The 23,563-nt window shown below is 68.5% G+C and carries 17 protein-coding genes and 1 pseudogene; 11 read left to right on the top strand and 7 right to left on the bottom strand.

Annotated features, from left to right (window positions below; all coding sequences use genetic code 11):
• Positions 1-5: 5 nt before the first annotated feature.
• The 3 genes from smeC to smeA are packed head-to-tail and all read right to left on the bottom strand — an operon-like array spanning position 6 to position 5,776.
• The gene (gene smeC, locus AC5P74_RS00790) at positions 6-1,421 is read right to left on the bottom strand and encodes a multidrug efflux transporter outer membrane subunit SmeC (RefSeq protein WP_171957684.1); all 1,416 of its coding nucleotides are present in this window, start codon (positions 1,419-1,421) and stop codon (positions 6-8) included.
• Positions 1,418-4,567, bottom strand: coding sequence for a multidrug efflux RND transporter permease subunit SmeB (gene smeB / locus AC5P74_RS00785; RefSeq protein ID WP_346607427.1), 3,150 nt, complete (start codon positions 4,565-4,567; stop codon positions 1,418-1,420). The genes smeC and smeB overlap by 4 nt, the downstream gene beginning before the upstream one ends.
• Before the next feature lie 12 nt (positions 4,568-4,579).
• Positions 4,580-5,776, bottom strand: a complete 1,197-nt coding sequence (gene smeA / locus AC5P74_RS00780; RefSeq protein ID WP_069138792.1) for a multidrug efflux RND transporter periplasmic adaptor subunit SmeA — start codon at positions 5,774-5,776, stop codon at positions 4,580-4,582.
• A gap of 128 nt (positions 5,777-5,904) precedes the next feature.
• Between smeA and baeS the strand changes: the two genes are divergently transcribed.
• The 10 genes from baeS (at position 5,905) to AC5P74_RS00730 (ending at position 16,512) form a co-directional block, all read left to right on the top strand.
• Positions 5,905-7,296: a sensor histidine kinase efflux regulator BaeS gene (baeS, locus tag AC5P74_RS00775; RefSeq protein ID WP_070489969.1), complete on the top strand. Its 1,392-nt coding sequence runs from the start codon at positions 5,905-5,907 to the stop codon at positions 7,294-7,296.
• Positions 7,293-7,982 (top strand): response regulator, encoded by a 690-nt coding sequence (locus AC5P74_RS00770; RefSeq protein WP_005420147.1) that lies wholly within the window; start codon positions 7,293-7,295, stop codon positions 7,980-7,982. The genes baeS and AC5P74_RS00770 overlap by 4 nt, the downstream gene beginning before the upstream one ends.
• A gap of 147 nt (positions 7,983-8,129) precedes the next feature.
• Positions 8,130-8,951: a nucleotidyltransferase domain-containing protein gene (locus tag AC5P74_RS00765; RefSeq protein WP_053496807.1), complete on the top strand. Its 822-nt coding sequence runs from the start codon at positions 8,130-8,132 to the stop codon at positions 8,949-8,951.
• Between the two features lie 163 nt (positions 8,952-9,114).
• Positions 9,115-9,645 (top strand): gamma carbonic anhydrase family protein, encoded by a 531-nt coding sequence (locus AC5P74_RS00760; protein ID WP_053496806.1) that lies wholly within the window; start codon positions 9,115-9,117, stop codon positions 9,643-9,645.
• Between the two features lie 123 nt (positions 9,646-9,768).
• Positions 9,769-10,458: an RDD family protein gene (locus AC5P74_RS00755; RefSeq protein ID WP_005420157.1), complete on the top strand. Its 690-nt coding sequence runs from the start codon at positions 9,769-9,771 to the stop codon at positions 10,456-10,458.
• Positions 10,455-11,447 carry a stage II sporulation protein M gene (locus tag AC5P74_RS00750; RefSeq protein WP_065177881.1) on the top strand — a complete coding sequence of 331 codons (993 nt, stop codon included), beginning with the start codon at positions 10,455-10,457 and terminating at the stop codon, positions 11,445-11,447. The genes AC5P74_RS00755 and AC5P74_RS00750 overlap by 4 nt, the downstream gene beginning before the upstream one ends.
• Entirely contained in the window at positions 11,437-13,053 is a 1,617-nt protein-coding gene (locus AC5P74_RS00745; RefSeq protein WP_495222447.1) for a DUF4129 domain-containing protein, read from the top strand. The genes AC5P74_RS00750 and AC5P74_RS00745 overlap by 11 nt, the downstream gene beginning before the upstream one ends.
• The gene (locus AC5P74_RS00740; protein ID WP_005420168.1) at positions 13,050-14,234 is read left to right on the top strand and encodes a DUF4350 domain-containing protein; all 1,185 of its coding nucleotides are present in this window, start codon (positions 13,050-13,052) and stop codon (positions 14,232-14,234) included. The genes AC5P74_RS00745 and AC5P74_RS00740 overlap by 4 nt, the downstream gene beginning before the upstream one ends.
• The gene (locus tag AC5P74_RS00735; RefSeq protein ID WP_005411535.1) at positions 14,231-15,217 is read left to right on the top strand and encodes an AAA family ATPase; all 987 of its coding nucleotides are present in this window, start codon (positions 14,231-14,233) and stop codon (positions 15,215-15,217) included. Before AC5P74_RS00740 ends, AC5P74_RS00735 begins: the two co-directional genes overlap by 4 nt.
• Positions 15,214-16,512, top strand: a complete 1,299-nt coding sequence (locus tag AC5P74_RS00730) for a DUF58 domain-containing protein (protein ID WP_005420169.1) — start codon at positions 15,214-15,216, stop codon at positions 16,510-16,512. The genes AC5P74_RS00735 and AC5P74_RS00730 overlap by 4 nt, the downstream gene beginning before the upstream one ends.
• Before the next feature lie 97 nt (positions 16,513-16,609).
• Here AC5P74_RS00730 and AC5P74_RS00725 read toward each other — a convergent pair.
• The 3 genes and pseudogenes from AC5P74_RS00725 to AC5P74_RS00715 form a co-directional block, all read right to left on the bottom strand.
• Positions 16,610-17,257, bottom strand: a pseudogene (locus AC5P74_RS00725) (hypothetical protein).
• On the bottom strand, positions 17,257-18,435 hold the full coding sequence (locus AC5P74_RS00720) for a glutathionylspermidine synthase family protein (RefSeq protein ID WP_346608021.1): 1,179 nt from the start codon (positions 18,433-18,435) through the stop codon (positions 17,257-17,259). The pseudogene AC5P74_RS00725 and the gene AC5P74_RS00720 overlap by 1 nt, the downstream one beginning before the upstream one ends.
• A 7-nt stretch (positions 18,436-18,442) precedes the next feature.
• A complete protein-coding gene (locus AC5P74_RS00715) occupies positions 18,443-19,015 on the bottom strand; it encodes a DUF1190 domain-containing protein (RefSeq protein ID WP_005420172.1) in 573 nt (190 codons plus the stop codon).
• Positions 19,016-19,421: 406 nt separating this feature from the next.
• On the opposite strand from AC5P74_RS00715, the gene ilvD reads away from it, so the two are divergent.
• Positions 19,422-21,260 (top strand): dihydroxy-acid dehydratase, encoded by a 1,839-nt coding sequence (gene ilvD / locus AC5P74_RS00710; protein ID WP_346608022.1) that lies wholly within the window; start codon positions 19,422-19,424, stop codon positions 21,258-21,260.
• A 105-nt stretch (positions 21,261-21,365) separates the two neighbouring features.
• Here the strand turns inward: ilvD and dinG are convergent, their stop codons facing one another.
• Positions 21,366-23,468, bottom strand: a complete 2,103-nt coding sequence (gene dinG, locus AC5P74_RS00705) for an ATP-dependent DNA helicase DinG (RefSeq protein ID WP_053496799.1) — start codon at positions 23,466-23,468, stop codon at positions 21,366-21,368.
• Between the last annotated feature and the right edge of the window lie 95 nt (positions 23,469-23,563).

The raw sequence follows: 23,563 nt of genomic DNA, 5'->3' as shown, positions 1-23,563 counted from the left end.
GGCAGCTAGCGTGCGTCGGCCCCGCCGCCCAGCACCTTGAACAACGTCACCCGGTTGCCCGCCTCCTGCTGCTGCAGCGCGATCAGGTCCTGCTGCGCGGCAAACAGGCTGCGTTGCGCATCCAGTGCCTGCAGATAGCCGTCCAGCCCGGTGCGGTAACGCGCATCGGCCAGCGTGTAGCTGCGCTGGTTGGCGGCCACCAGCGCGCGCTGTGCGTCCATCTGCACGGTCAAGTGATCGCGCGTGGCCAGCGCATCGGCTACTTCACTGAAGGCCTGCTGGATCGCCTTCTCGTACTGCCCGATGCCGATGTCCTTGCCGATCTTCGAGGCATCCAGCGATGCCTTCAGCGCGCCGGCGTGGAAGATCGGCGCGGTGATGCTGGGCGCGAACGACCAGCCACGGGTGCCGGCCGAGAACAGCGTCGACAACGCGGTGGAACTGTGGCCGTAATTGGCGGTCAATGTCAGCGTCGGGAAAAATGCAGCGCGCGCGGCACCGATATCGGCATTGGCCGCCTGTAGTACGTGTTCGGCGGACAACACGTCCGGGCGCTGCAGCAGCACGCTGGACGGCAGGTTGGCCGGCAGCGGCGCCAGTGCCACGCTGCCATCCAGCGCCTGCGCGGTTGGCAGCAAGGCCGGATCCAGCGGCGCCCCCACCAGCAACTGCAATGCATCGCGATCCTGCGCCTGCTGCGTCTGCAGCTTGGCGAGCGCACCGCGCGCGGCTTCGACGCTGGTCTGTACCTGCGACAGGTCCAGGCCCGAGGCCAGGCCTTGGGCGTGGCGGGCCTCGGTGCGCTGCAGGGTCTGCTGCTGGCTGTCCAGGGTCTGCCGGGTGAACGCCAGTGACTGCTCGTCCGCTGCCAACGCCAGCCACGCCGTGGCCACTTCGGCCACCAGGCTGGTGCGCGCGGCGCGCTGGTTCTCGGCGCTGGCCAGCCAGTTCTGCAGGGCCTCGTTCTTCAGGCTGCGGATGCGTCCGAACAGATCCAGTTCCCAACTGCTGATACCCACCTGCACGGCATCGGATTCGGTTACCTGGGTGGCACCGGTCTCGCTGTTGGCATCACTTACCCGCGAGCGGGTGACACTGCCGCTGGCATCCACCGACGGCAGCAGCGCCGCGCGCTGGATGCGGTACTGCGCGCGTTCCTTCTCCACCTGCAGCATGGCCACGCGCAGGTCGCGGTTGTTCTGCAGCGCCAGCGCGATCACCTGCTGCAGGCGCGGCTCGAGGAAGACTTCGCGCCAGGCTGGCACCGCCAGTGCTGGCTCGGCCTCGGCCGTGGCGGCATTGCCGAATTGTGCCGGCACCGGCGCCTCGGGCCTCTGGTAATGCGGCGCCATGCTCACGCAGCCGCCCAGCACGGTGGTCATCGTTGCGGCCGCAATGGCGCGCAGCAGCATCGGCTTCATGGGCTTGCCTCCGGGGCAGTGGCTTCGGCAGGCGCGCGGCCCGGGAACAGGCGGCGCACGAGCAGGTAGAACAACGGCACGAAGAACATGCCCAGCACCATCGAGGCGACCGTGCCGCCGGCCACGCCGGTACCCAGCGAGCGGCGCGCGGCCGAGCCAGCGCCGGTGGCGAACACCAGCGGCAGCACACCCATCAGGAACGCCAGCGAGGTCATCACGATCGGCCGCAGGCGCAGATAGACGGCCTGCAGGATCGCCTCGCGGGTGCTCCTGCCCTGCTGTTCAAGGATGCGGGCGAACTCGACGATCAGGATGCCGTTCTTGGCCGCCAGGCCAATCGTGGTCAGCAGGCCGACCTGGAAGTACACGTCGTTGTTGAGGCCACGCAGGTTCATCATCAGCACCGCACCAAACACGCCCACCGGCACCGCCAGCATCACCGCGAACGGCACCGCCCAGCTTTCATACAGCGCGGCCAGGCACAGGAACACGAACAGCAGCGAGATGGCGTACAGCATCGGCGCCTGATTGCCCGACAGCTGTTCCTGGTAGGCCATGTCCGACCAGGCATGGCTGAAGCCTTCCGGCAGCGCGTCGGCCAGGCGCGCGATCTCGGCCATCGCCTCACCGGAACTGACGCCCGGCGCGGGCTGGCCGGTGATCTCCATCGCCGACACGCCGTTGTAGCGCTGCAGCGCGGCCGGCGCGCTGGTCCAGTGCGCGCTGACCAGCGACGACAGCGGCACCATCTGGCCGACCTGGTTGCGCACGCTCCAGCGCTCGATGTCCTGCGGCTGCATGCGCGCTTCGGCGGTGCCCTGGATGAACACCTTCTTGATGCGGCCCTTGTAGATGAAGTTGTTGACGAAGTCGCCCCCCAAGGCCGCATTCAAGGTGTCATTGATGTCCTGCGGATTCACGCCCATGGCCTGCGCCTTGGCGTCGTCCACCTTCACCGCATACACCGGCGCGTCTTCCAGGCTGGCGTAGCGCACGTTGACCAGCTTCGGATCCCTGGCGGCCTCCTTCAGCAGCGTGTTGCGTGCGGCCACGGCGGCGGCATGGCCGGCGCCGCCTTCGTCCTGCAGTTCCAGGGTGAAACCGCCCGCATCGCCCAGGCCAAGGATGGCCGGTGGCGAGGTGATGAACACCTGCGCATCGGGCACGCTGGCCATGGCCGCGGTCAACCGTGCTGCAATGGTGTCGGCGTCATCCTTGCGGTCATCCCAGTCCTTCAGGCGGATGAAGGCCTGGCCGACGTTCTGGCCGCTGCCGGTGACACTGAAACCGGCGGTGGCCTGGATCGACAGCACGCCGTCGTCCTTCACCGCGGCGGCACTCAGGCGATCCATCACCGCGCGGGTCTGCTCCAGGGTGGCACCGGCCGGCAGCTTCACCAGCGCGTTGAGCATGCCCTGGTCCTCATCGGGCAGGAACGCGCCCGGCAGGTGCCACAGCAGCAGGCCGGTGGCCACGCTCAGCGCCAGGTAGAACACCACGCCCAGCGTGCGCCGGCCAAGGAAGCCATCCACCCGGCGACGCAGGCCGTTGGAGGTGCGCTCGAAACGATGATTGAACCAGATGAAGCACTTGCCCAGCAGGCTCGGCTCACCGCCGTGGTCGCCATGCGGATGGCCGCCCTTGGGAATCTGGTGCAGGATGCTGCCGCACAGGGCCGGGGTGATGGTCATCGCCACCAGCACCGACAGGATCATCGCAGCGGCAATCGTCACCGAGAACTGGCGATAGATCACGCCGGTGACACCGCTGAAGAACGCCATCGGCAGGAACACGGCGGTCAGCACCAGCACGATGCCCACCAGCGCGCCGGTGATCTGGCCCATCGCCTTCAGCGTGGCCGGCTTCGGCGCCAGCCCTTCGAAGGTCATCACCCGCTCCACGTTCTCCACCACCACGATGGCATCGTCCACCAGCAGGCCGATGGCCAGCACCAGTGCGAACATGGTCAGGGTATTGATCGAATAGCCAAATGCCGCCAGCACGCCGAAGGTGCCCAGCAGCACCACCGGCACCGCGATGGTCGGGATCAGGGTGGCGCGCCAGTTCTGCAGGAACAGGTACATCACCAGCACCACCAGGATGATCGCCTCGATCAGGGTGATCACCACTTCCTTCAGCGAGATGGTCACGAACGGCGTGGTGGTGAACGCCACGTGGTAGGTGTAGCCGTGCGGCCAGTACTTCTGCAACTGCTGCAGGCGGGTCTCGATGGCCTTGGACACGGCGATGGCATTGGCGCCGGCATTGAGCTCGATGCCCAGCGACGCTGACGGCTTGCCGTTGAAGGTGCTGATGCTGTCGTAGCTCTCCGGCCCCAGGCCGATCGTCGCCACGTCGCCCAGGTGCACTACGCTGCCGTTGGCATCGGCCTTCAGCACCACCCGCGCGAACTGTTCGGGCGTGTGCAGGCGGCTGCGCGCGGTGACCGTGGCGTCCAGCTGCTGGCCCTTCAGTGCCGGCTGGCCACCCAACTCACCGGCCGAGACGTCGGTGTTCTGCGCCTGCAGTGCGGTCTCGATGTCCGACGGCATCAGCGCGTACTGGCGCATCTTCTCCGGGTCCAGCCAGATGCGCATGGCGTATTCCTGGCCGATCGGCTGGATGTTGCCGACACCACTGAGGCGGCTGATCTGGTCGTCGATGCGCGCTTCCATGAAGTTGGCGACATCGAAGTTGTCCATGCTGCCGTCTTCGCTGGTGAACGACAGCACCTCGAAGATCGAACCACTGGACTTGGTGATGGTCAGGCCGTTCTGCTGCACCGCCTGCGGCAGCGTCGCCATCGCCGCCTGCAGCTGGTTCTGCACCTGCACCTGCGCGGTGTCCGGATTGGTGCCGGTGGCAAACACCAGGTTGACCTGCGCCGAGCCATCGGAGGCGCTGGTGGAGGTCATGTACATCAGGTGGTCCAGGCTCTGCTGGGACTGCTCGATGACCTGGGTGACCGCGTTTTCCACGGTCTGCGACGAGGCGCCGGTGTAGGTGGCGCGGATGGTGATGGTGGGTGGGGCGATCTGCGGGTAGCGGTCCACCGGCAGGATCAGGATCGCGAGCAGGCCGAGCAGGCTGACCGCGATGGCGATCACCCAGGCGAAGATCGGCCGGTCGATGAAGAAACGAACCATGCGCGGCAGGCCTCAGTGCGACGTTTCGTCGGTGTTGCCGGTCGGGTCGATCGCCGGCATTGCGGCCAGCTGCGCGGTGGTGGCCGCCACCGCCTGCACCTGCTGGCCAAGCGCTACCGCGCTGCCGTTGCTGACGATCACCCGATCGCCAGCCTTCAGCCCCTGCGTGATCTGCCACTGGTTGCCCACTACCTGGCCGGTGCTGACCCGGCGCTCGACCACGCGGTCCTTTGCGTCGAGCAGGCGCAGCAGCGGCTCGCCACGTTCATTGCGCAGCACCGCCTTCTGCGGCACCAGCAGGGCGCGCGCATCGGTGGCCATCGGCAACACCGCCCTCAGGTACATGCCCGGCAGCAGCAGGCCCTCCGGGTTCGGAATGACCGCGCGCAGCACCACGTTGCCGGTGCCCGGGTCGACTGCGCTGCCGACAAACTCCAGGGTACCTTCATGCGCGTACGTGCTGCCGTCCTCCAGCAGCACCTTCACCTGTGCCTTGCCGTCGATGGCTTTCACCCGGCCGGCATCGAGCTGCTTGCGCAGCGCCAGCATCTGCGTGCTGGACTGGGTGACATCCAGATAGACCGGGTCCAACCGCTGGATGGTTGCCAGCGCCGCGTCCTGGCCGGCGGCGACCAGCGCGCCAGCGGTGACACTGGACGTGCCGATGCGGCCATCGATCGGTGCAGTAACCCGGGTGTAGTCGAGGTTGATGCGGGCCGCCTGCAGCGCAGCGCGCGCGGCGATCACATTGGCCTGGGCCTGCTTCAGTGCCGAGGTGGCATCGTCGGCGTCCTGCTTGCTGGCCGCATCCATGCCCAGCAGCGTGCGGGTGCGCTCGGCCTTCGGCTGCGCCGACAACACAGTGGCCTCGGCCTGCGCCAGCTGGCCACGCGCGGTATCGAAGGCGGCCTGGTACGGCGCCGGATCGATCTGGTAAAGCAGCTGGCCGGCCTTGACCTGCTGGCCTTCGGTGAACAACCGCTGGCGGATCAGCCCAGCGACCTGCGGGCGCACCTCGGACACCTCGAACGGTACGGCGCGACCGGGCAGGGTCTGCTGCAGGGCCAGCGGCTGCACGCTGGCAGTGATGACGCCCACTTCAGGGGTGGCCGGGGCCTCGGGCCTGCCCGCCGAGCAGGCCGCCAGGGCCAGCAGCAGGGGCAGCAACAGCGGAAGGGGGGAGCGGGACAGCGGGCGCAGGAGTGACATGGGGGGCGTGGGGGCCTTGCGTTGACCCGTGCACGCTGCCGTGGAACTGTGCAGAGAATATGGAGATTGTGCGACCGGCTCAGCGGGCGCTTGCTTTCGGCGCCGCATGCGCCGCTAATGGCCCCGCGATGGCGAAGATTCGACTCAAATTCGGCCTGACCGCGAAGACCTTCCTCGCGATCTTCACCGCCTGCCTGCTGGTGCTGGCAGTGAACGGTATTGCCAGCCGCGTGGCGTTCCAGACCGGCTTCCTGGACTACCTCAATGACCAGGGCGACCTGCGCATGCAGCGCGTGATGCCGCACCTGCAACGCGAGTACAGTGCGCACGGCGGCTGGGAGCACCTGCGCGGCGACAGTGACCGCTGGGCGCGGCTGCTGCGCCCGGATCTGGCCCATGGGCACGAGGGGCCCGTGCCACCGCTGTCCGACCAGACCGGCGTTCCCTCCCGCCTGGGCCTGTTCGATGCACAGCATCGGTTCGTAGCCGGCAACCCGGACGCCACCAGCGACGACGAGCCGCACGCCGTGCAGGTGGACGGGCACACGGTCGGCTGGCTGGGCATGGTGCCGTTCCAGACCGTCATCGCCACCAACGACCTGAACTTCTACAACACCCAGATGCGTGCGTGGTGGGTGATCGGCATCGCGCTGCTGCTGGTGACGGTGCTGCTGGCCTGGCTGGTATCGCGCGCGCTGCGCCAGCGCCTTGCCAAACTGGCGGCGGCCACCCACCGGCTCGCCGCTGGCGACTACGCCACCCGCATCGAGCGCACCAGCGACGACGAGCTGGATGCACTGGTCAACGACTTCAACCGGATGGCGCAGGCGCTGGACGACACCGAGCGCAACCGCCGTGCCTTCATCGCCGATATCTCGCACGAACTGCGCACGCCGCTGGCGGTGGTTCGTGCCGAACTGGAAGCCATCGAGGACGGCATCCGCCCGCTGGACCGCGCCAACCTCGGTGCCCTGCAGGGCGAGATCCGCCAACTGGGCAAGTTGATCGACGACCTGCACGACCTGTCGATGACCCAGTCCGGCGGCCTGGCCTACCGCTTCGCACCGCTGGACCTGGCGGCGCTGCTGCGCAGCGAGCTCAATGGCATGCGCGTGCGCTTCTCCACGGCCGGGCTGGCACTGGAGGAGAACCTGCCCGCCACACCGCTGCAGGTATCCGGTGACGAACGACGCCTGCAGCAGGTGCTGGCCAATCTGCTGGAAAACGCATTGCGCTACACCCACGCCGGGGGCCGCGTACGCGTGCAGGCAGCGCGCGTGCCTGGCGGCGTGCAGCTGATCGTGGAAGACACCGCGCCAGGCGTGCCGGCGGACAAGTGCGCGCTGCTGTTCGAGCGCTTCTACCGGGTGGAGAGCTCGCGCAACCGGGCCAGCGGCGGCAGCGGGCTGGGCCTGGCCATCAGCCACAACATCATCCTCGCCCACCACGGCCTCATCCACGCCGAGCCATCGCCGCTGGGCGGGCTGCGCGTGGTCATTACCCTGCCGGAGCCTGCATGAGCCTGTCCACCGCCGCGTCCTCGAAGATCCTGATCGTCGAGGATGAGCCACGCCTGGCCTCGGTGCTGCGCGACTACCTGGCCGCCGCCGGCATGACCAGCGAATGGGTGGACGATGGCGGCCAGGTGATCGACGCATTTGCGCGCTACCAGCCCGACCTGGTGCTGCTGGATCTGATGCTGCCGCAGCGCGATGGCGTGGACCTGTGCCGCGAACTGCGCGCCAGCAGCGATGTACCGGTGATCATGGTCACCGCACGGGTGGAGGAGATCGACCGCCTGCTGGGCCTGGACATCGGTGCCGACGACTACATCTGCAAGCCGTTCAGTCCGCGCGAAGTGGTCGCACGGGTGATGGCGGTGCTGCGCCGTTACCGCCCGGACCCCGCTGCGCGTGCCAACAGCGGGCTGCATATCGACGAGCCGGCAGCACGCGCCACCTGGAACGGCAAGGGCCTGGACCTGACGCCGGTGGAGTACCGCCTGCTGCGCACGCTGCTGGCCACGCCGGGCCGGATCTGGGCGCGCGACGAGCTGCTCGACCGCCTCTATCTGGACCACCGCGTGGTGGTCGACCGCACCGTCGACAGCCACGTGCGCAACCTGCGCCGCAAGCTGGCTGACGCCGGCATGGAAGGCGAACCGATCCGTTCGGTGTATGGCATGGGCTACAGCTACGAGCCGTGATCGCGTTCGCCGGGCTTGGCCCGGCGCTACCCCGTCATGCCTCGTCGACGAACGTCACCCTCTGGTAGCGCCGGGCCATGCCCGGCGAGCGCAGCGATGCAGACCTGCGCTACAGTCGGGAACGCTCGACATTAAGAACACAACTGCATGGACGACATCCACCCGATCACGCCGGACAAGCGCGCCGCCATTCTTTCCAGCCTCGCCGACATCGAACAGCGCCACAATGTGCGTGTGCTGCTGGCCTGCGAATCCGGCAGCCGTGGCTGGGGCTTCTCTTCGCCGGACAGCGACTACGATGCACGCTTCATCTACGTGCATCGCCAGCCGTGGTATCTCAGCGTCAACGAGAGCACCGGCCCGGGCGATGCGCAGCGCGATGTGATCGAGCTGCCGATCGACGATGAGCTCGACGTCAGCGGCTGGGACCTGCGCAAGGCACTGCGGCTGGTCTCAAAATCCAATCCGACACTGATCGAATGGCTGCGCTCGCCGATCGTGTACCGGCAGGATGACGCTGCGGTGGCACTGCTGTGGGAAGCGGCCCAACGCTTCTACTCACCCTTGGGCAGCTGGTGGCACTACATGAGCATGGCCAGGACCACGCACAGCCGCCACCTGGGTGAGCCCACCATCAGCACCAAGAAGTACCTGTATGTGCTGCGCGCCCTGCTTGCCTGCCAGTGGATCGAGAGCGAGCCCACGCCGCCGCCGATGGCCTTCGAGGATCTGCTGGACCGGTTGCTGCCGGACGGCCCGGTGCGCCACGCCATCGACGCATTGCTGGTGGTCAAGCGCGCCAGCGCCGAGGTCAGCGCTCGTCCGCGCATCGCGCTCATCAGCGAGTACATTGACCATGCGATGGCCGTTCGCGCGGCGCAGGCCCCGCAGCTGCCGGCCGGACAGGGCGACAGCGCCTGGCTGGACGTGCTGTTCCGGCGGATGCTGGCCGAGCACGCGCCGTCCTGAGCGGTTGCACCCGTTTCTGGTAGCTGCCGACCTTGGTCGGCACCGAGATCACCATCCACGCATGGCGTGGATCTACTGTGTATCCGCGCGGCCCAGGGCGGTACCTCCCCCAGCGGACGCACGCGTATCATCGTCGCGAACGCCCTGATTTCCGGAGACTTCGATGAACCCGCTGCGCCCCTTCCGCGACAAGATGCCCGTCCTCGGCGAGCGCGTGTACATCGACCCGGCCTGCACCGTCATCGGTGACGTGGAGCTGGCCGAGGACGTATCAGTGTGGCCGGGCACGGTCATCCGCGGTGATGTCAATTACGTTCGCATCGGCGCGCGCACCAACGTGCAGGATGGCACCATCATCCACGTCAGCCACCACAGCCCCTACAACAAGGCCGGCTACCCGACCCTGATCGGCGAAGGCGTGACCGTCGGCCACGGCTGCATCATCCATGCCTGCACGATCGGCGACTACAGCCTGATCGGCATGGGCGCCTGCATCCTCGATGGTGCGCGCGTCGAGCGCCATGGCTTCGTCGGCGCCGGTGCGGTGGTCGGCCCGGGCAAGGTGGTTGGCGAAGGCGAGCTGTGGGTGGGCAATCCGGCCCGCCCGGCGCGCACGCTGAGCGACAAGGAGATCGAGTCGCTGCACTACTCGGCCGACCACTACGTGCGGCTGAAGGACGAATACCTGGGCTGAGCAGCCAACGCCGCCATGCGGCTCTGCTAAAGTCTGGGCCCGACCAGGACCTGTCGAGACCCCCATGCCTGTGGCTGCCTGCCGGAGAGGACTCCGGCGCCCACAACGAAGGCCATCGCACTGATGGCCGCACCGATGCTCGATACCTACCGCGAGGTGGTGACGCCGGAGGGTGTGCCGCTGCAGCTGCCGGCAGCCGGCCCGGTGCCACGGGCGATGGCGTGGCTGGTGGATCTGGGCGTGCGCATCGCGGTACTGGTGGTGATGTCGATTCCACTGGCACTGCTGGATTCGTTCGGCTCCGGGCTCGGCCTGGTGCTGATGTTCCTGGTCTACTGGGCCTACCCGATCGTCTGCGAAGCGCTGTGGGGCCGTACCCTCGGCAAGCGCGCGCTGGGCCTGCGCGTGCTTGCGCGCGATGGCGCGCCGGTAGGCTGGATGCCTGCCATCACCCGCAACCTGCTGCGCACCGTGGACATGCTGCCGTTCGGCTATGCACTGGGCCTGATCAGCAGCCTGTTCGATCCCCATGGCCGTCGCCTGGGCGATCTGGTGGCCGGCACCGTGGTGGTGCATGCGCCCGTGCTGTACCTGCCGCCTCCGCCCACCATCGACAGCGTGCTGGCCCCGCCGCAGCCGCTGCGACCGGAAGAGCAGGCCGCGCTGATGGCCTTCGCCGAGCGCGCGCCACGGCTGTCGGCGGCCCGCCAGCAGGAACTGGCCGGCATCGCCGAACCGCTGACCGGCACCCACGGCCAGGTCGGCGTACTGCGCTTGTATGCCATGGCCAACTGGCTGTTGGGGCGGCGATGAAGCAGGAGCAGTTCGTCGCCCGCTACCAGCAGGAATGGCAGGACCTGGAACACTGGCTGCTGCTGCGTGCTGGTGCTGCGCGCCGCACGCGGCGCAAGGCCAGCGCGCTGGCAGTGGACGACGCCGCCTTCCCGCAGCGCTACCGGCGCCTGTGCCAGCAGCTGGCACTGGCCCGCGAGCGCGGCTACAGCCCGCAGCTGGTGCAGCGCCTGCAGCAGTTGATGCAGCAGGGCCACAGCGTGCTGTACCGCACGCCGCCGACGCGCTGGCGCGGTGCACTTGAATTCCTGGTGGCCGACTTCCCGCTGCTGGTGCGCAGCCAGGCGCGCAGCATGTGGGTGGCACTGGCGATGTTCGCGCTGCCGGCGGTGGCCTGCTTCGTGCTGGCGCAGCTCTACCCGGACCTGATCCACATGGTGATGGACAACCGCCAGATCGCCGAGATGGAGCGCATGTACGATCCAGCGGCCGAGCGCCTCGGGCGTGACAGCGGCACGGACTGGATGATGTTCGGCCACTACATCCTGAACAACATCAGCATCGCCCTGCGTACCTTCGCCAGTGGCCTGCTGGCCGGCCTGGGCACGCTGCTGGTGCTGCTGTTCAACGGCGTGATCATCGGTTCGGTGGCCGGCCACCTGCAGCACATCGGCCATGGCGATCCGTTCTGGCGCTTCGTCGCGGGCCATGGTGCGTTCGAGCTGACCGCGATAGTGATCGCCGGCGGTGCCGGCCTGCAGCTGGGCATGAAACTGCTGGCCCCCGGCCGGCGCAGCCGCCTGGATGCCCTGGTCGAAGGCGGCCGCATCGGGGCCCGGCTGTGCCTGGGCGTGGCGTTCATGCTGCTGGTGGCCGCGTTCATCGAAGCGTTCTGGTCGTCGATTGCCGAAGTGCCGGCGTGGGGCAAGTTCAGCGTGGCCGGCGTGCTGTGGGCCGGCGTGCTGCTGTGGCTGTGGCGCGGCGGGCGCGGAGGCGGCAATGCGCATTGACCGCCTGGACGTGGCGCTGCGCGCGCGCAGTGGCTGGGAAGCAATGGAGCTGGGCAGCGCCCTGTCGCGCCGCCACGCGCGTGCGGTATGGGGCAGCTGGCTGCTGGCCAGTGCACCGCTGTTCGTGATCTTCAACGCGCTGGGCTGGTGGCTGGATGCGTTCGGCTGGGCCTGGCTGGCGATGTGGTGGTGCAAGCCACTATTCGAGCGAGCGCCGCTGTACGTGCTGTCGCGCGGCATCTTCGGTGAGCCGGTGGGCGCGCTGGCAGCGCTGCGCTGGCAGCGCAGCTGGGGCAATGCAGGCTTCTGGGGCTACCTGGGCTGGCGCCGCTTCAGCGTGCTGCGCAGCCTGTGCCTGCCGGTGAACCTGCTGGAAGGCAACGCGCCGGCCCAGCGCGGTGCACGCCGCCGCGCCGTGGCGGCCGGTGCCGCGGGCGCCGCCGTCGTGCTGACCCTGGCCTGCATGGCCTTTGAAGGGGTGCTGGTGTCCGGTGCGATCGGCGCGGTGTTCATGTTCATGCCACTGGAGCTGATGTCCGAATCATGGCGTGCCGCATGGGACATGATCGGCCAGGACACGCCTGCCTGGGCGCAACTGGGCTTCAACCTGGCGTGCTGGCTGGCATCGGTGCTGATCGGACCGTTCTATGTCGGCGCCGGCTTCGGCCTGTACTTGAACCGGCGTACGCAGATGGAAGCGTGGGACGTGGAGATCGCCCTGCGCCGCCTGCGCGAGCGGCTGCTGCCGGCAGCATCGTCGCTGGCGCTGCTGCTGTGCCTTGCCCTGCCGCTGGCCTCCGCGCCAGTGCATGCGCAGGACGCGCAGACGGTCGCTGGGCAGGCCGGCGATGCCGAAGAGGACGAGGACAGCGCGGACGAACCCGCCACTGCGGCCAACGACCCGGCCAATACGCCGGCGATGATCTTCGGTGCGGCGCCGGTGGACACCGCCGGTTTCCGCCAGGCGGTGAACCGCGCCTATGAAGATCCGCTGCAGCGCCCGACCCGCCAGGTCACGCGCTGGAAGCCGATCGAACAGGCCGAGGAAAAAAAGAAGGAAGACAAGGCGCTGCAGAGCGACGGCAGCAGCAAGGGCGAGCGCAGCAACCGCAAGGCCGGCATTGCCTGGCTGGCGCGCCTGGCCGAGTGGGGCCTGTGGGCCCTGCTGGGCGTCCTGCTGCTGGTGCTGCTGCTGACCGCACGGCTGTGGCTGCCGTGGCTGCGCGGCAGTGGCCGGCGCAAGGCCGACGCTGTACCGCAGGTGGTGGAGGAACAGGTGGAGCTGCCGGTCGTGCTGCCGCCGGACGTGGCCACCCAGGCCGGCCTGCTGTGGGACCAGGGCCGGCCGCGTCAGGCGCTGGCCCTGCTGTACCGCGCCAGCGTGCGCACGGTGGGCGAGCGCAGCGGCATCGCGCTTCCGCCCGGTGCCACCGAAGCGCAATGCCTTCGCGCCTCGCGGCGCATGCCCGATGCCACCGACCGTGACCTGTTCGCGCGCATCGTGCGCATGTGGCAGTACGCCGCCTACGGTGGCCGCCTGCCCAGCCGCGCCGATTTCGATGCACTGGCCGACACGCTGCGCCAGCAGTACCGGTGGCTGGCATGAGCCCGCGCCTGTTCTGGTCGCTGTTGCTGGGCGGGCTGGTGCTGCTCGGCGTACCGCTGACGATCCTCTACCTGCGCACGCATGAGCGGGTGACCGAGACCGTGCAGCTGCCGCCGCAGGGCGAAGCCGGCTACAACCCGCTGTACGTGCTTGGGCAGGCCCTGCGTGCCGATGGCATCGACGTGCACTCGCGGCCGCGGCTGGACCTGCAGCAGATGGCGCTGGGTCCGCGCGACACGGTGGTGCTGCTGCAGGACAGCAGCGAACTGCCGGCACCGGCGGCCAGGGCCCTGCTGGCCTGGGTCGATGGTGGTGGCCATCTGCTGGTGCGCACGCCGCCACCCGCAGAGGACGACGCCAGCAGTACGCAGGGACCGCTGCTGGACCAGCTGGGCGTGGACAGCCTGTACCAGCAGAGCGACTGCCAGCCGTTCCACGTCATCGACGATCCCAGCCATGTGGAGTTCTGCGGTGGTCGTCGCTTCACGCTGGGCTTTGCCGCCCGTACACACGCCGAACGGCGTTGGGGCAACGAGCGCAACCTGGTGTTCGCGCGACTGCGCCACGGGCAGGGCAAGGTGAGCGTGCTGGCCGACATGGAGTTCATGCGCGGCGAGGTGGATTCGCCGGCAGCACGCCTGGCGTCGGCTGCGGGCAAGGCCAGCGACGGCCTGCACGATCTCTCGCACCGCGACCTGACCCGCTATCTGCTCGATCCGAACTACGGCAAGGGCACTTTCTGGCTGGTCTACGCCAGCCGCCCGCCATCGCTGTGGGCGCGCCTGTTCTACCAAGGCTGGCCGGTGTGGGCGCCGCTGCTGCTGGCCCTGCTGGGCTGGCTGTGGGGCCGTTCGCAACGCTTCGGCAGCCGCCTGCCGTCGCCGGTGCTGGAACGCCGCTCGCTGCTGGAACACGTACGTGCCAGCGGCGAGCTGCTGCTGCGCTTCGGCCAAGGCGCGCGCCTGTATGACGCCGTGCTCGCCCTGTTCCTGCATCGCCTGCGCCTGCGCGCACCGGTGGCCGCCGCACTGGACGGCGCGCCGCGCGAACAGGCCATCGCCGAACTGCTGTCCTGGCCGCAAGGCCGCGTTGCCAGCGCGCTCACGCCCCCTCCGCCGCACGATTCCTCCGCCCTGCGCGAGCGCATCCGCTTGCTGCTCCAGATGAGATCCCTGCTATGACCGAAGTCCCCGAGCTGCCGGCGGCCGCCAACGCCCGCCTGATCGAACGCGTCGATGCCATCCGCGATGCCGTCGGCCACGCCTTCATTGGCCAGGCCGATGTACTGGACCAGATCCTGGTGGCGCTGCTGGCCGGTGGCCACGTGCTGATCGAGGGCGTGCCCGGGCTGGGCAAGACCCTGCTGGTGCGCGCACTGGCACAGGCCCTGGAACTGGATTACGGCCGCGTGCAGTTCACCCCCGACCTGATGCCCAGCGACGTCAGTGGCCATGCGGTGTACGACCCGAAGAGCGAGAGCTTCAAGATCCGCCGTGGCCCGGTGTTCACCAACCTGCTGTTGGCCGACGAGATCAACCGTGCGCCGGCCAAGACCCAGTCGGCACTGCTGGAAGTGATGCAGGAAGGCCAGGTGACCATCGAAGGCAAGGCGTTCACCCTGGCGCCGCCGTTCATGGCGCTGGCCACGCAGAACCCGCTGGAGCAGGAAGGCACCTACCCGCTGCCGGAGGCACAGCTGGACCGCTTCCTGCTGAAGGTGCTGATCGACTACCCGCAGCTGGAGGACGAGAAGCGCATGGTGACCGCGATCACCAGTGGCCGCGCCGCCAGCGATTTCGACCTGAGCCAGGTGCCACGCGTACTCGGTGCCGGCGAACTGCTGGAACTGCAGCGCGCCACCGCGGCGATCACCGTCGATGACGAAGTGATCGACTACGCAGTACGCATCGTCGCGGCGACCCGGCAGTGGCCGGGCATCGCGGTCGGCGCCGGCCCACGCGGCAGCATCGCGCTGGTGCGTGCCTCGCGTGCGCAGGCGGTGCTGGCCGGCCGCGACTTCGTCACGCCGGACGACGTGCGCGACATTGCTCGCCCGGCACTGCGCCACCGCATTGCACTGGCCCCGGAGCTGCAGATCGAAGGCCAGGACGCCGACGACGTGCTGGGCGCACTGCTGGCCAAGGTGGAAGCACCGCGCCGATGAGGCCTGCCCCGCTGCTGCTGGCGCTGCTGCTGGCCTGGGCCGCCCTGGGCGGCCTGGTGCTGGGCGGGTTGCTGCCGCGCTGGAGCTGGGCGCTGGCCGCCGTGGCCATCGCGCTGCCTGCGCTGTTCGACCTGTGGCGCCAGTCGCAGCGCCCGTCGCCGCAGGTACAGCGCGAACTGCCCGAAGCGCTGGCGCTGGGCGTGCGCCGCGAGGCGGCGCTGCGGCTGCAGGCCGAGCAATCGATGACGGTGCAGGTGTTCGACCTGGTCCCCGGCGGCTGGCCGCTGGAATCGCTGCCACAGCGCGTGCGCCTGCGGGCCAGTAGCGCCTCCACGCTGCACTACCACCTGCAGCCGCTGCAGCGTGGGCACTTCCGCTTCGAAGGCGTGCACCTGCGCATGCGCTCGCCGTGGCGCCTGTGGTGGCAGCAACGCACGCTGCCGCCCGCACTGGACGTGCGGGTCTATCCGAATTTCGTGCCGCTCACGCGCTTTGCGTTGTTCAGTGCCGACCAGGCCTCGCGGCTGGTCGGTGCACACGTGAAGCGCCGCCGTGGTGAAGGCACCGACTTCCACCAGATGCGCGAGTACCGCGTCGGCGACAGCCTGCGCCAGCTGGACTGGAAGGCCACCGCGCGTGCGCGCAAGCTGATCTCGCGCGAGTACCAGGACGAGAAGAACCAGCAGTTGCTGCTGATGCTCGACAGTGGCCGGCGCATGCTGGCCAGCGAAGGCGGTCTCTCGCACTTCGACCATGCCTTGAATGCCTCGCTGGTGGTGGCCTACCTGGCGCTGCGCCAGGGCGATGCCGCCGGCCTGTTCGCTGCCGGTGGCGAACGCCGCTGGGTCGCGCCGCAGCGCGGCATGGGCACGGTCGAGCACCTGCTGCGCGCCAGCTACGACCTGCAGCCACGCGCGGTGGCCACCGATTACCTGGCCGCTGCCACCGAGGTGTCGCTGCGCCAGCGCCGGCGAGCACTGGTGATGCTGGTCAGCAACGTGCGCGACGAGGACATCGAAGACCTGCTGGCGGCGGTGCGCCTGCTGCAACGGCGCCACCTGGTGTGCGTGGCCAGCCTGCGCGAGCGCGAGCTGGACGGCGTACTGGAGGGGGACGTGCAGACGCTGGAGGACGCCACCCAGGCCGGTGCCGCGGCGCTGTACCTGCAGCAGCGCGCGAAGGCGCACGAAGCGCTGCGCAGCGAGAAGGTGATGGTGCTGGACGTCACCGCCGACGCCCTGCCGGGCGCGCTGGTGGAGCGCTACCTGGCGGTGAAGCGCGAAGGGTTGCTGTAACCCTGCGATTGACCGGCGCCGAGCATGGGCTCGGCTCTACAGACGGCCTGATTCTGTAGCGCCGAGCCCATGCTCGGCTGTCGGCCAGCGGCCGGCACTACCCTTGCAGCAAGCGACGCTGCAACCGCTCCACCGCACGCTGCAGCAGCGCCCGGTTGCGGGCCAGCTTCATCCACTGCGGCAGGCGCGAGAACATGGATCGATGATGGCCGCGGCCCTCGCGCAGCGTCGCGCCCGCGTATTCGTGCAGTGCCTGCAGATGTTCGGCGTTGTAGGCCCACAGCAGGCCCGCGCGGGTCGATTCGACCAGGCGCAGCGGCAGACCGAAATGCGGATCGGCAGGCTCGGCGTCACGCAGGGGACGCGTCAACACCGTGACCTCGGTGCTGCGACCGCACTGTGCGCATCGGGCGGGGAAGGATGCAGGCGCGGGGATGCCGGCGGGAATCGGCCGACACACATGCAGCCACTGATGCCCGCAGAATCCACAGGGCTGGCGGCCCAGAATGCGGACCGCACCCACCCAGTCGCCGCTGTCCAATGCAGCGCTGCAAGCGGTGCAGCGGAAACGCGCGGTCTATCGATAGGTTTCCCATCGGGCGATCACCCAACCGGGGGCATCGCAGCGGTGGCAACGCACCGCGACGCGGTCGGCGAAGGCCTGCAGGCTGCGCCCGTCATCGAAATGCCGGCCCGGCGCGGGCGTGGCACGCCCATGCCGGCCAGGCCAACGCCGCACCGTCATCAGACGTAGATCCGCGTCGGCGCCTCGTCGACGATCGCGTGCGGCACGAACCGCGCACTGTCGCGGGTGATCGCACTGTCGTCCTCGCGGATGCCGATGCCGCAGGCGTGGTCACCCACCACCCAGCTGCCGATCAGCGGGTAGCCACCTTCGAAGCGGGTCAGCGGATGGGCACGCTGGATGATCGCCGGGCCGTCGTAGGGACCGTCGCTGCGCTGGGTGCTGCCATCGGCCAGGTGCATCTCGATATTGGCACCTTCGCGCGAGAACAGCGGCTTGCGCACCCAGCCCGGGGCCAGCGTGCTGCCGTCATCGAAGTGCGCCTCCAGCAGGTTCGGATGGCCTACGTTGCGCTGCCACAGCAACGGCAGGATGCCCTTGTTGCTCAGCACTGCCTTCCACGCCGGTTCCAGCAACTGCACGCCCGAACCGGGCAGCGCGCGGCCGAACTCTTCGGCCATCAGGTCTTCCAGCGGGTACAGCTTCAACAGCGTGCCGATCACCGAATCATCCAGCGCGGTGAAGCGGCCGTCCTCGGACAGGCCGATGTCCTCGATCGCGATGGCCTGGCCATGCAGGCCGGCCTGCGACGCGCAGTCGCGCAGGTAATCGACAGTGCCACGGTCTTCTTCCGAGCTTCCCACCGCGCTGAAGTACAACGGCGGCGGCAGCTGCGTGGCCAGTTCGCCGAAGCGCTCGACCAGCGCCTCATGGATCGCATTGAACTGGTCGGCATGCTGCGGCAGGCGGCCGGCGTTGCGCTGGTCTTCCAGCCACTGCCACTGGAAGAAGCTGGCCTCGAACAGCGAGGTCGGCGTGTCGTAGTTCAGCTCGTACAGCTTGGCCGGACCGGTGCCGTCGTAGGACAGGTCCAGGCGGCCGTAAAGGTGCGGCTGGCGCTGGCGCCAGCTGTCGGCGATCCAGTCGCGGTAATGCGACGGAATCGCCAGCTGGTCCATCAACCGCTCGCTGCCGATGACATCACCGACCAGGTCCAGCGCCATCTGGTGCAGCTCGGCACTGGGGTCTTCGATGTCCTGTTCGATCTGGCGCAGGGTGAACGCGTAGTACGCGCTTTCATCCCAGTAGGGCTGGCCATCGATGGTATGGAAACGGAAACCCGCTTCCTCCGCGCGTGCCCGCCACTGGGCACGCTCGGCAATCCGGATGCGCTGCATGGGTCGATCAGCCGCCGTAGCTGCCGCTGGTGCTGCGGCGTGCGCTGGTGTTGCCGAAGCCACCACGGCTGGCAGTGACCGCACGGTTCGGTTCGCTGGTGACCGGTGCCAGACCGGCCTTGCCGGCGCCGATGCCGCTGGCGGTGTTCAGGCCACCGGTGCCGCCCGGTGCCGGGCGCGCCCAGCCAGCGTTCTTGTCCTGGTATGCCGGTGCCGACGCCGGCGCCTGCGGGGCGAGGCCGCCGCGGTTGCTCAGCATCTGCGACATGAAGAAACCCATCATCATCGGGCCGATGAACGAGGTGCCGGCCGAGGTGTGCTGCTGCACGCACTGCTCCGGCTTGTAATCCTTCTCGCAGGCTTCCTTGCTGGCGTACTTCGGCGCCGCATCGGCGGCCTGCTTCTGCGCTTCGGCAAAGGCATTGCGGCACGACGACGGATCACCGGTGGCCTCGGTGCAGGCCTCGACCGAGGTGTACAGGCCTTCCTGCACCTTCACCTCCGGCTCCTTCTGGCAGGCGGTGAACAGCAGCGGCGCAGCGCTCATCAGCAGCAGCGCGGTGGTGCGGGAACGTTTCATGGCCTCATGCCCTGTATACGGATCATGCCCAATGATGCCAAATCCTCACCAACAACCGGAATCGGCAAAGCGGGAAAGATGAACGGCCTTTCATTTTCGTCGGCATTGGGGTCAGAGCCCATCGCGCTGCGATGGGATCCGACCCCGGGCGGCACACCGCACTGGTAGGTGCCAACCTTGGTTGGCACACGCCCCGCGGCGCCGCGCTATGCCCGGCCCGCGCAGCCAAGTCTCCGGCGAGAAGCCCCCTTGTTGTTCAAGGGGGCGCGCCGCAGGCGCGGGGATAAGGGGAAATGCGCGGACCACCAAGCCGCTGCAAGCGGTGAAGGTGGTTGCAGCAGCAACCGAAAAAATTGGCCATGATCGGCTGACCCCCACGTCGTACGGCCCGCCCGTTCCGCCAGCCATGCCCGAATACCGTTCCCGCACCTCCACCGCCGGCCGCAACATGGCCGGCGCCCGCGCCCTGTGGCGTGCCACCGGCATGAAGGACGGCGACTTCCACAAGCCGATCATTGCCATCGCCAACTCCTTCACCCAGTTCGTGCCCGGCCACGTGCATCTGAAGGACCTCGGCCAGCTGGTCGCGCGCGAAATCGAACAGGTCGGTGGCGTCGCCAAGGAATTCAACACCATCGCCGTGGACGACGGCATCGCGATGGGCCACGACGGGATGCTGTATTCGCTGCCCAGCCGCGAGATCATCGCCGACGCCGTGGAGTACATGGTCAACGCGCACTGCGCCGACGCGCTGGTGTGCATCAGCAACTGCGACAAGATCACCCCCGGCATGCTGATGGCTGCGCTGCGCCTGGACATCCCGGTGGTGTTCGTCTCCGGCGGGCCGATGGAAGCGGGCAAGACAAAGCTGTCCGAGCACAAGCTGGACCTGGTCGACGCGATGGTGGTGGCCGCCGATGACAGCGCCTCCGACGAGAAGGTCGCGGCATTTGAACGCAGCGCCTGCCCCACCTGCGGCTCCTGCTCGGGCATGTTCACCGCCAACTCGATGAACTGCCTGACCGAAGCGCTGGGCCTGTCGCTGCCCGGCAACGGCACTACGCTGGCCACCCATGCCGACCGCGAGGCGCTGTTCCGCCGCGCCGGCCGCCTGATCGTCGAGCTCTGCCATCGCTGGTACGGCGGCGAAGACCCGAGCGCGCTGCCGCGCGGGATCGCCACCCAGGCCGCGTTCGCCAACGCGATGACCCTGGACATCGCCATGGGCGGCTCCACCAACACCATCCTGCATCTGCTGGCCGCCGCGCAGGAAGCGGAGGTCGACTTCGACCTGACCCACATCGACGCGCTGTCGCGACGCGTCCCGCAGCTGTGCAAGGTGGCGCCGAACACACCGAAGTACCACATCGAGGACGTGCACCGCGCCGGCGGCGTGTTCGGCATCCTCGGTGAACTGGATCGCGCCGGCCTGCTCGATACCACAGTGCCGACCGTGCACAGCGCCAGCCTGGCCGAAGCGCTGGAACGCTGGGACGTGGTGCGCAGCGACAACGACACCCTGCATACCTTCTTCAAGGCCGGCCCGGCCGGCATCCCCACCCAGGAGGCCTTCAGCCAGGCCACGCGCTGGCCCGCGCTGGACCTGGACCGCGCCGAGGGCTGCATCCGCTCGCTGCAACATGCGTATTCGCTGGAAGGTGGCCTGGCTGTGCTGCGCGGCAATCTGGCCGTCGATGGCTGCGTGGTGAAAACCGCCGGCGTGGATGAATCGATCCATGTGTTCGAAGGCCCCGCACGCGTCTACGAAAGCCAGGACGCCGCCGTCGCCGGCATCCTCGCCGACGAGGTGCAGCCGGGCGAGGTGGTGGTGATCCGCTACGAAGGGCCGAAGGGCGGCCCGGGCATGCAGGAGATGCTGTACCCGACCAGCTACCTGAAGTCGAAGGGACTGGGCAAGCAGTGCGCGCTGCTCACCGATGGCCGCTTCTCCGGTGGCACCTCGGGGTTGTCGATCGGCCACATTTCGCCGGAAGCGGCCAGTGGCGGCGCGATCGGGCTTGTGGAAGACGGTGACCGCATCCGCATCGACATCCCGGCCCGCCGCATCGACCTGCTGCTGGATGAGGCCACGCTGGTCCAGCGCCGCAGCGAGGCCGATGCACGCGGCTGGAAACCGCGTGCGCCGCGCCCGCGCAAGGTCACCAGCGCCCTGAAGGCTTACGCCCTGCTCGCCACCAGCGCCGACAAGGGCGCCGTGCGCAACACCGCCCTGCTGGGCGATTGATCCCTACGCGGTAGTGCCGGCCGCTGGCCGGCATCTGGGAAAAGGGGACGGAGGGGATTAAGTCGTTTGTGCCTCAAACGACTTAATCCCCTCCGTCCCCTTTTTTCAGCCGATCACGCGCTTGAACGGCGGCAGCGCGTCGATGATGCGCTTGCCGTAGCGGCGGGTCAGCAGCCGCGAATCGAGGATGATCACACGGCCGGTGTCGGTGGAGGTGCGGATCAGGCGACCGGCGAACTGGGTCAACGTGCGCAGCGCGTGCGGAATGGCGATCAGGTTGAACGCATTGAGCCCGCGGCCCTCGAACCATTCGCTGAGGGTGGCAGTCTGCGGATCGGTCGGCACCGCGAACGGCACCTGGGTGATCACCACCGTGGTGCACGCTTCACCGGGCAGGTCGAGGCCTTCACCGAACGAGTTCAGGCCGAACAGCACCGAACCCTCACCCGCTTCGACGCGGCGCAGGTGTTCTTCGATCAGCCGGGTCTTGGACATCTCGCCCTGTACCAGCACCTGCTTGCGCCGCGCCGCCGGCATCAGCCCGGCCACCTTTTCCATCTTCCAGCGCGAGGTGAACAGCACCATCGAGCCCTTGGCCCAATCCAGCTCGGTGTCGAGGTAGCGCGCCACTTCGCGGGGATGGCCTTCGCGGTCGTCGGGGGTGACCGGGAACCTGGGCACGATCAGCTCGGCCTGGTTGGGCAGGTCGAACGGCGACGACAGCGAGACCATCTCGGCCTCTTCCGGAATGCCGTTGTCGATCGCCAGCGACTGGAAATCGCCACCGCCGGTCAGCGTCGCCGAGGTCATCACCACCGAGTCCACCTCATCCCACAGCAGCTTGCGCAGCACGTGCGCGGCCGATACCGGCGAGCCGTGCAGCACCAGGTCGCCGTCGCGGGTGGCGGTGACCCAGCGCGCCATCGGCGGCGCGCCGTCCTTGTCCTCGCGGCGCCAGGCCTGCCACAGGTTGTACTGTTGCTCGATCATTTCCAGCGCCATGCCCAGGTTGCGCTGCAGGCGCTCGCGCGCGGCGTCGTCCGGCTTGCCCTTGGCCACCTGCGCGGTAGCGGCATGCGCCCAGTTGTAGAGGCTGCGGGTCTCGTCGGCCAGTGCCTCGATCGGCTCGCGCCAGGCCTCCGGCAAACGGCCGTTGGCCGCGCGCCACATCGGCTCCTCGTCCGCTGGCGCCGGCATCCACACCCGCTCGATGTGATCGCGGAACGCGCGCAGCTGCTTGGCGACGTTGCTGGCGACCTCGATCGCTTCGTTCGGCAGCAGGTTGCCGAGGCGGTCCTTGTCGACCGCGCGGTAGGCACCGGCAATCAGGATCTGCAGGCGCCCGGTGCGCTTGGCCATTTCATCCAGCGCCAGGCTGGCCGCGCCCTGGTCGATCGCCACGTTGCCGATGTGATGGCCTTCGTCCAGCACCAGCAGCATGTCCGACGGCGGCGCGATCAACGGCTGGCCGTTGTCGCTGTCGCCGATCGACAGCGCCGACAGCAGCAGCGCGTGGTTGGTGACCACGATCTGCGCATCGCGCACGGTGTTGCGTGAACGCAGCACCGCGCACTGCGCCGAATACGCACAACGGCGCCCGGCGCAGCCCGAGGCCGGCGTGGTGATGCGGCTGCGCAGGCCGGGACTGATGGTCTCCGGCGCATTGTCAATATCGCCGTCCCAGCTGCCGCCGGTGAAGGCATCGGTCAGGCGCTTGGCGATGTCCATCTCGATCGGCGCCAGCGGCCGGTCGAACAGTGGTGCATCATCCTCGAACATGCCGCCCTGCGAGCCCTCGCCCTGTGCTTCGGCGGCGTTACGCGTGCACAGGTAGCGGGTACGGCCCTTGGCCAGCGCCACGGTTGCTTCCAGGCCGGTGGCCTTGAGGAAATTCGGGATATCGCGCTCGACCAGTTGCGACTGTAGCGCCACGGTGCCGGTGCTGATCACCAGCTTCTTCTTGCTGGCCAGCGCAATCGGTACGCCCGCAGTGAGGTAACCCAGACTCTTGCCGACGCCGGTCGGCGCCTCGACCACGCCAACGCCGCCGCTCTTCGACAGCGCGCGTGACACCACGCCGATCATCTGGCTCTGCGAGCGGCGGGTGGAGAAGCCGGGAGTATTGGCCTGCAGCGTCGTGTACGCCTTGCGGATCGCGTCCTTCAAGGGGTCATCGAGCGTGCGCGGAGCGGCGACGGTTTCGGTCACGCCGGGAATTACCGTGGCTGGATCGGGCCGGTCATTGTCGCATGGCCGGCCATGTCCGCCGCCGCTGGCTGCCTGAACGGGGCAGCGGCGACGCC

The sequence above is a fragment of the Stenotrophomonas sp. YJH_SMC_94-11 genome (assembly GCF_059370435.1).
Note: the sequence above shows the minus strand (reverse complement) of the source record. Positions and strands in the feature narration are given on the sequence as shown.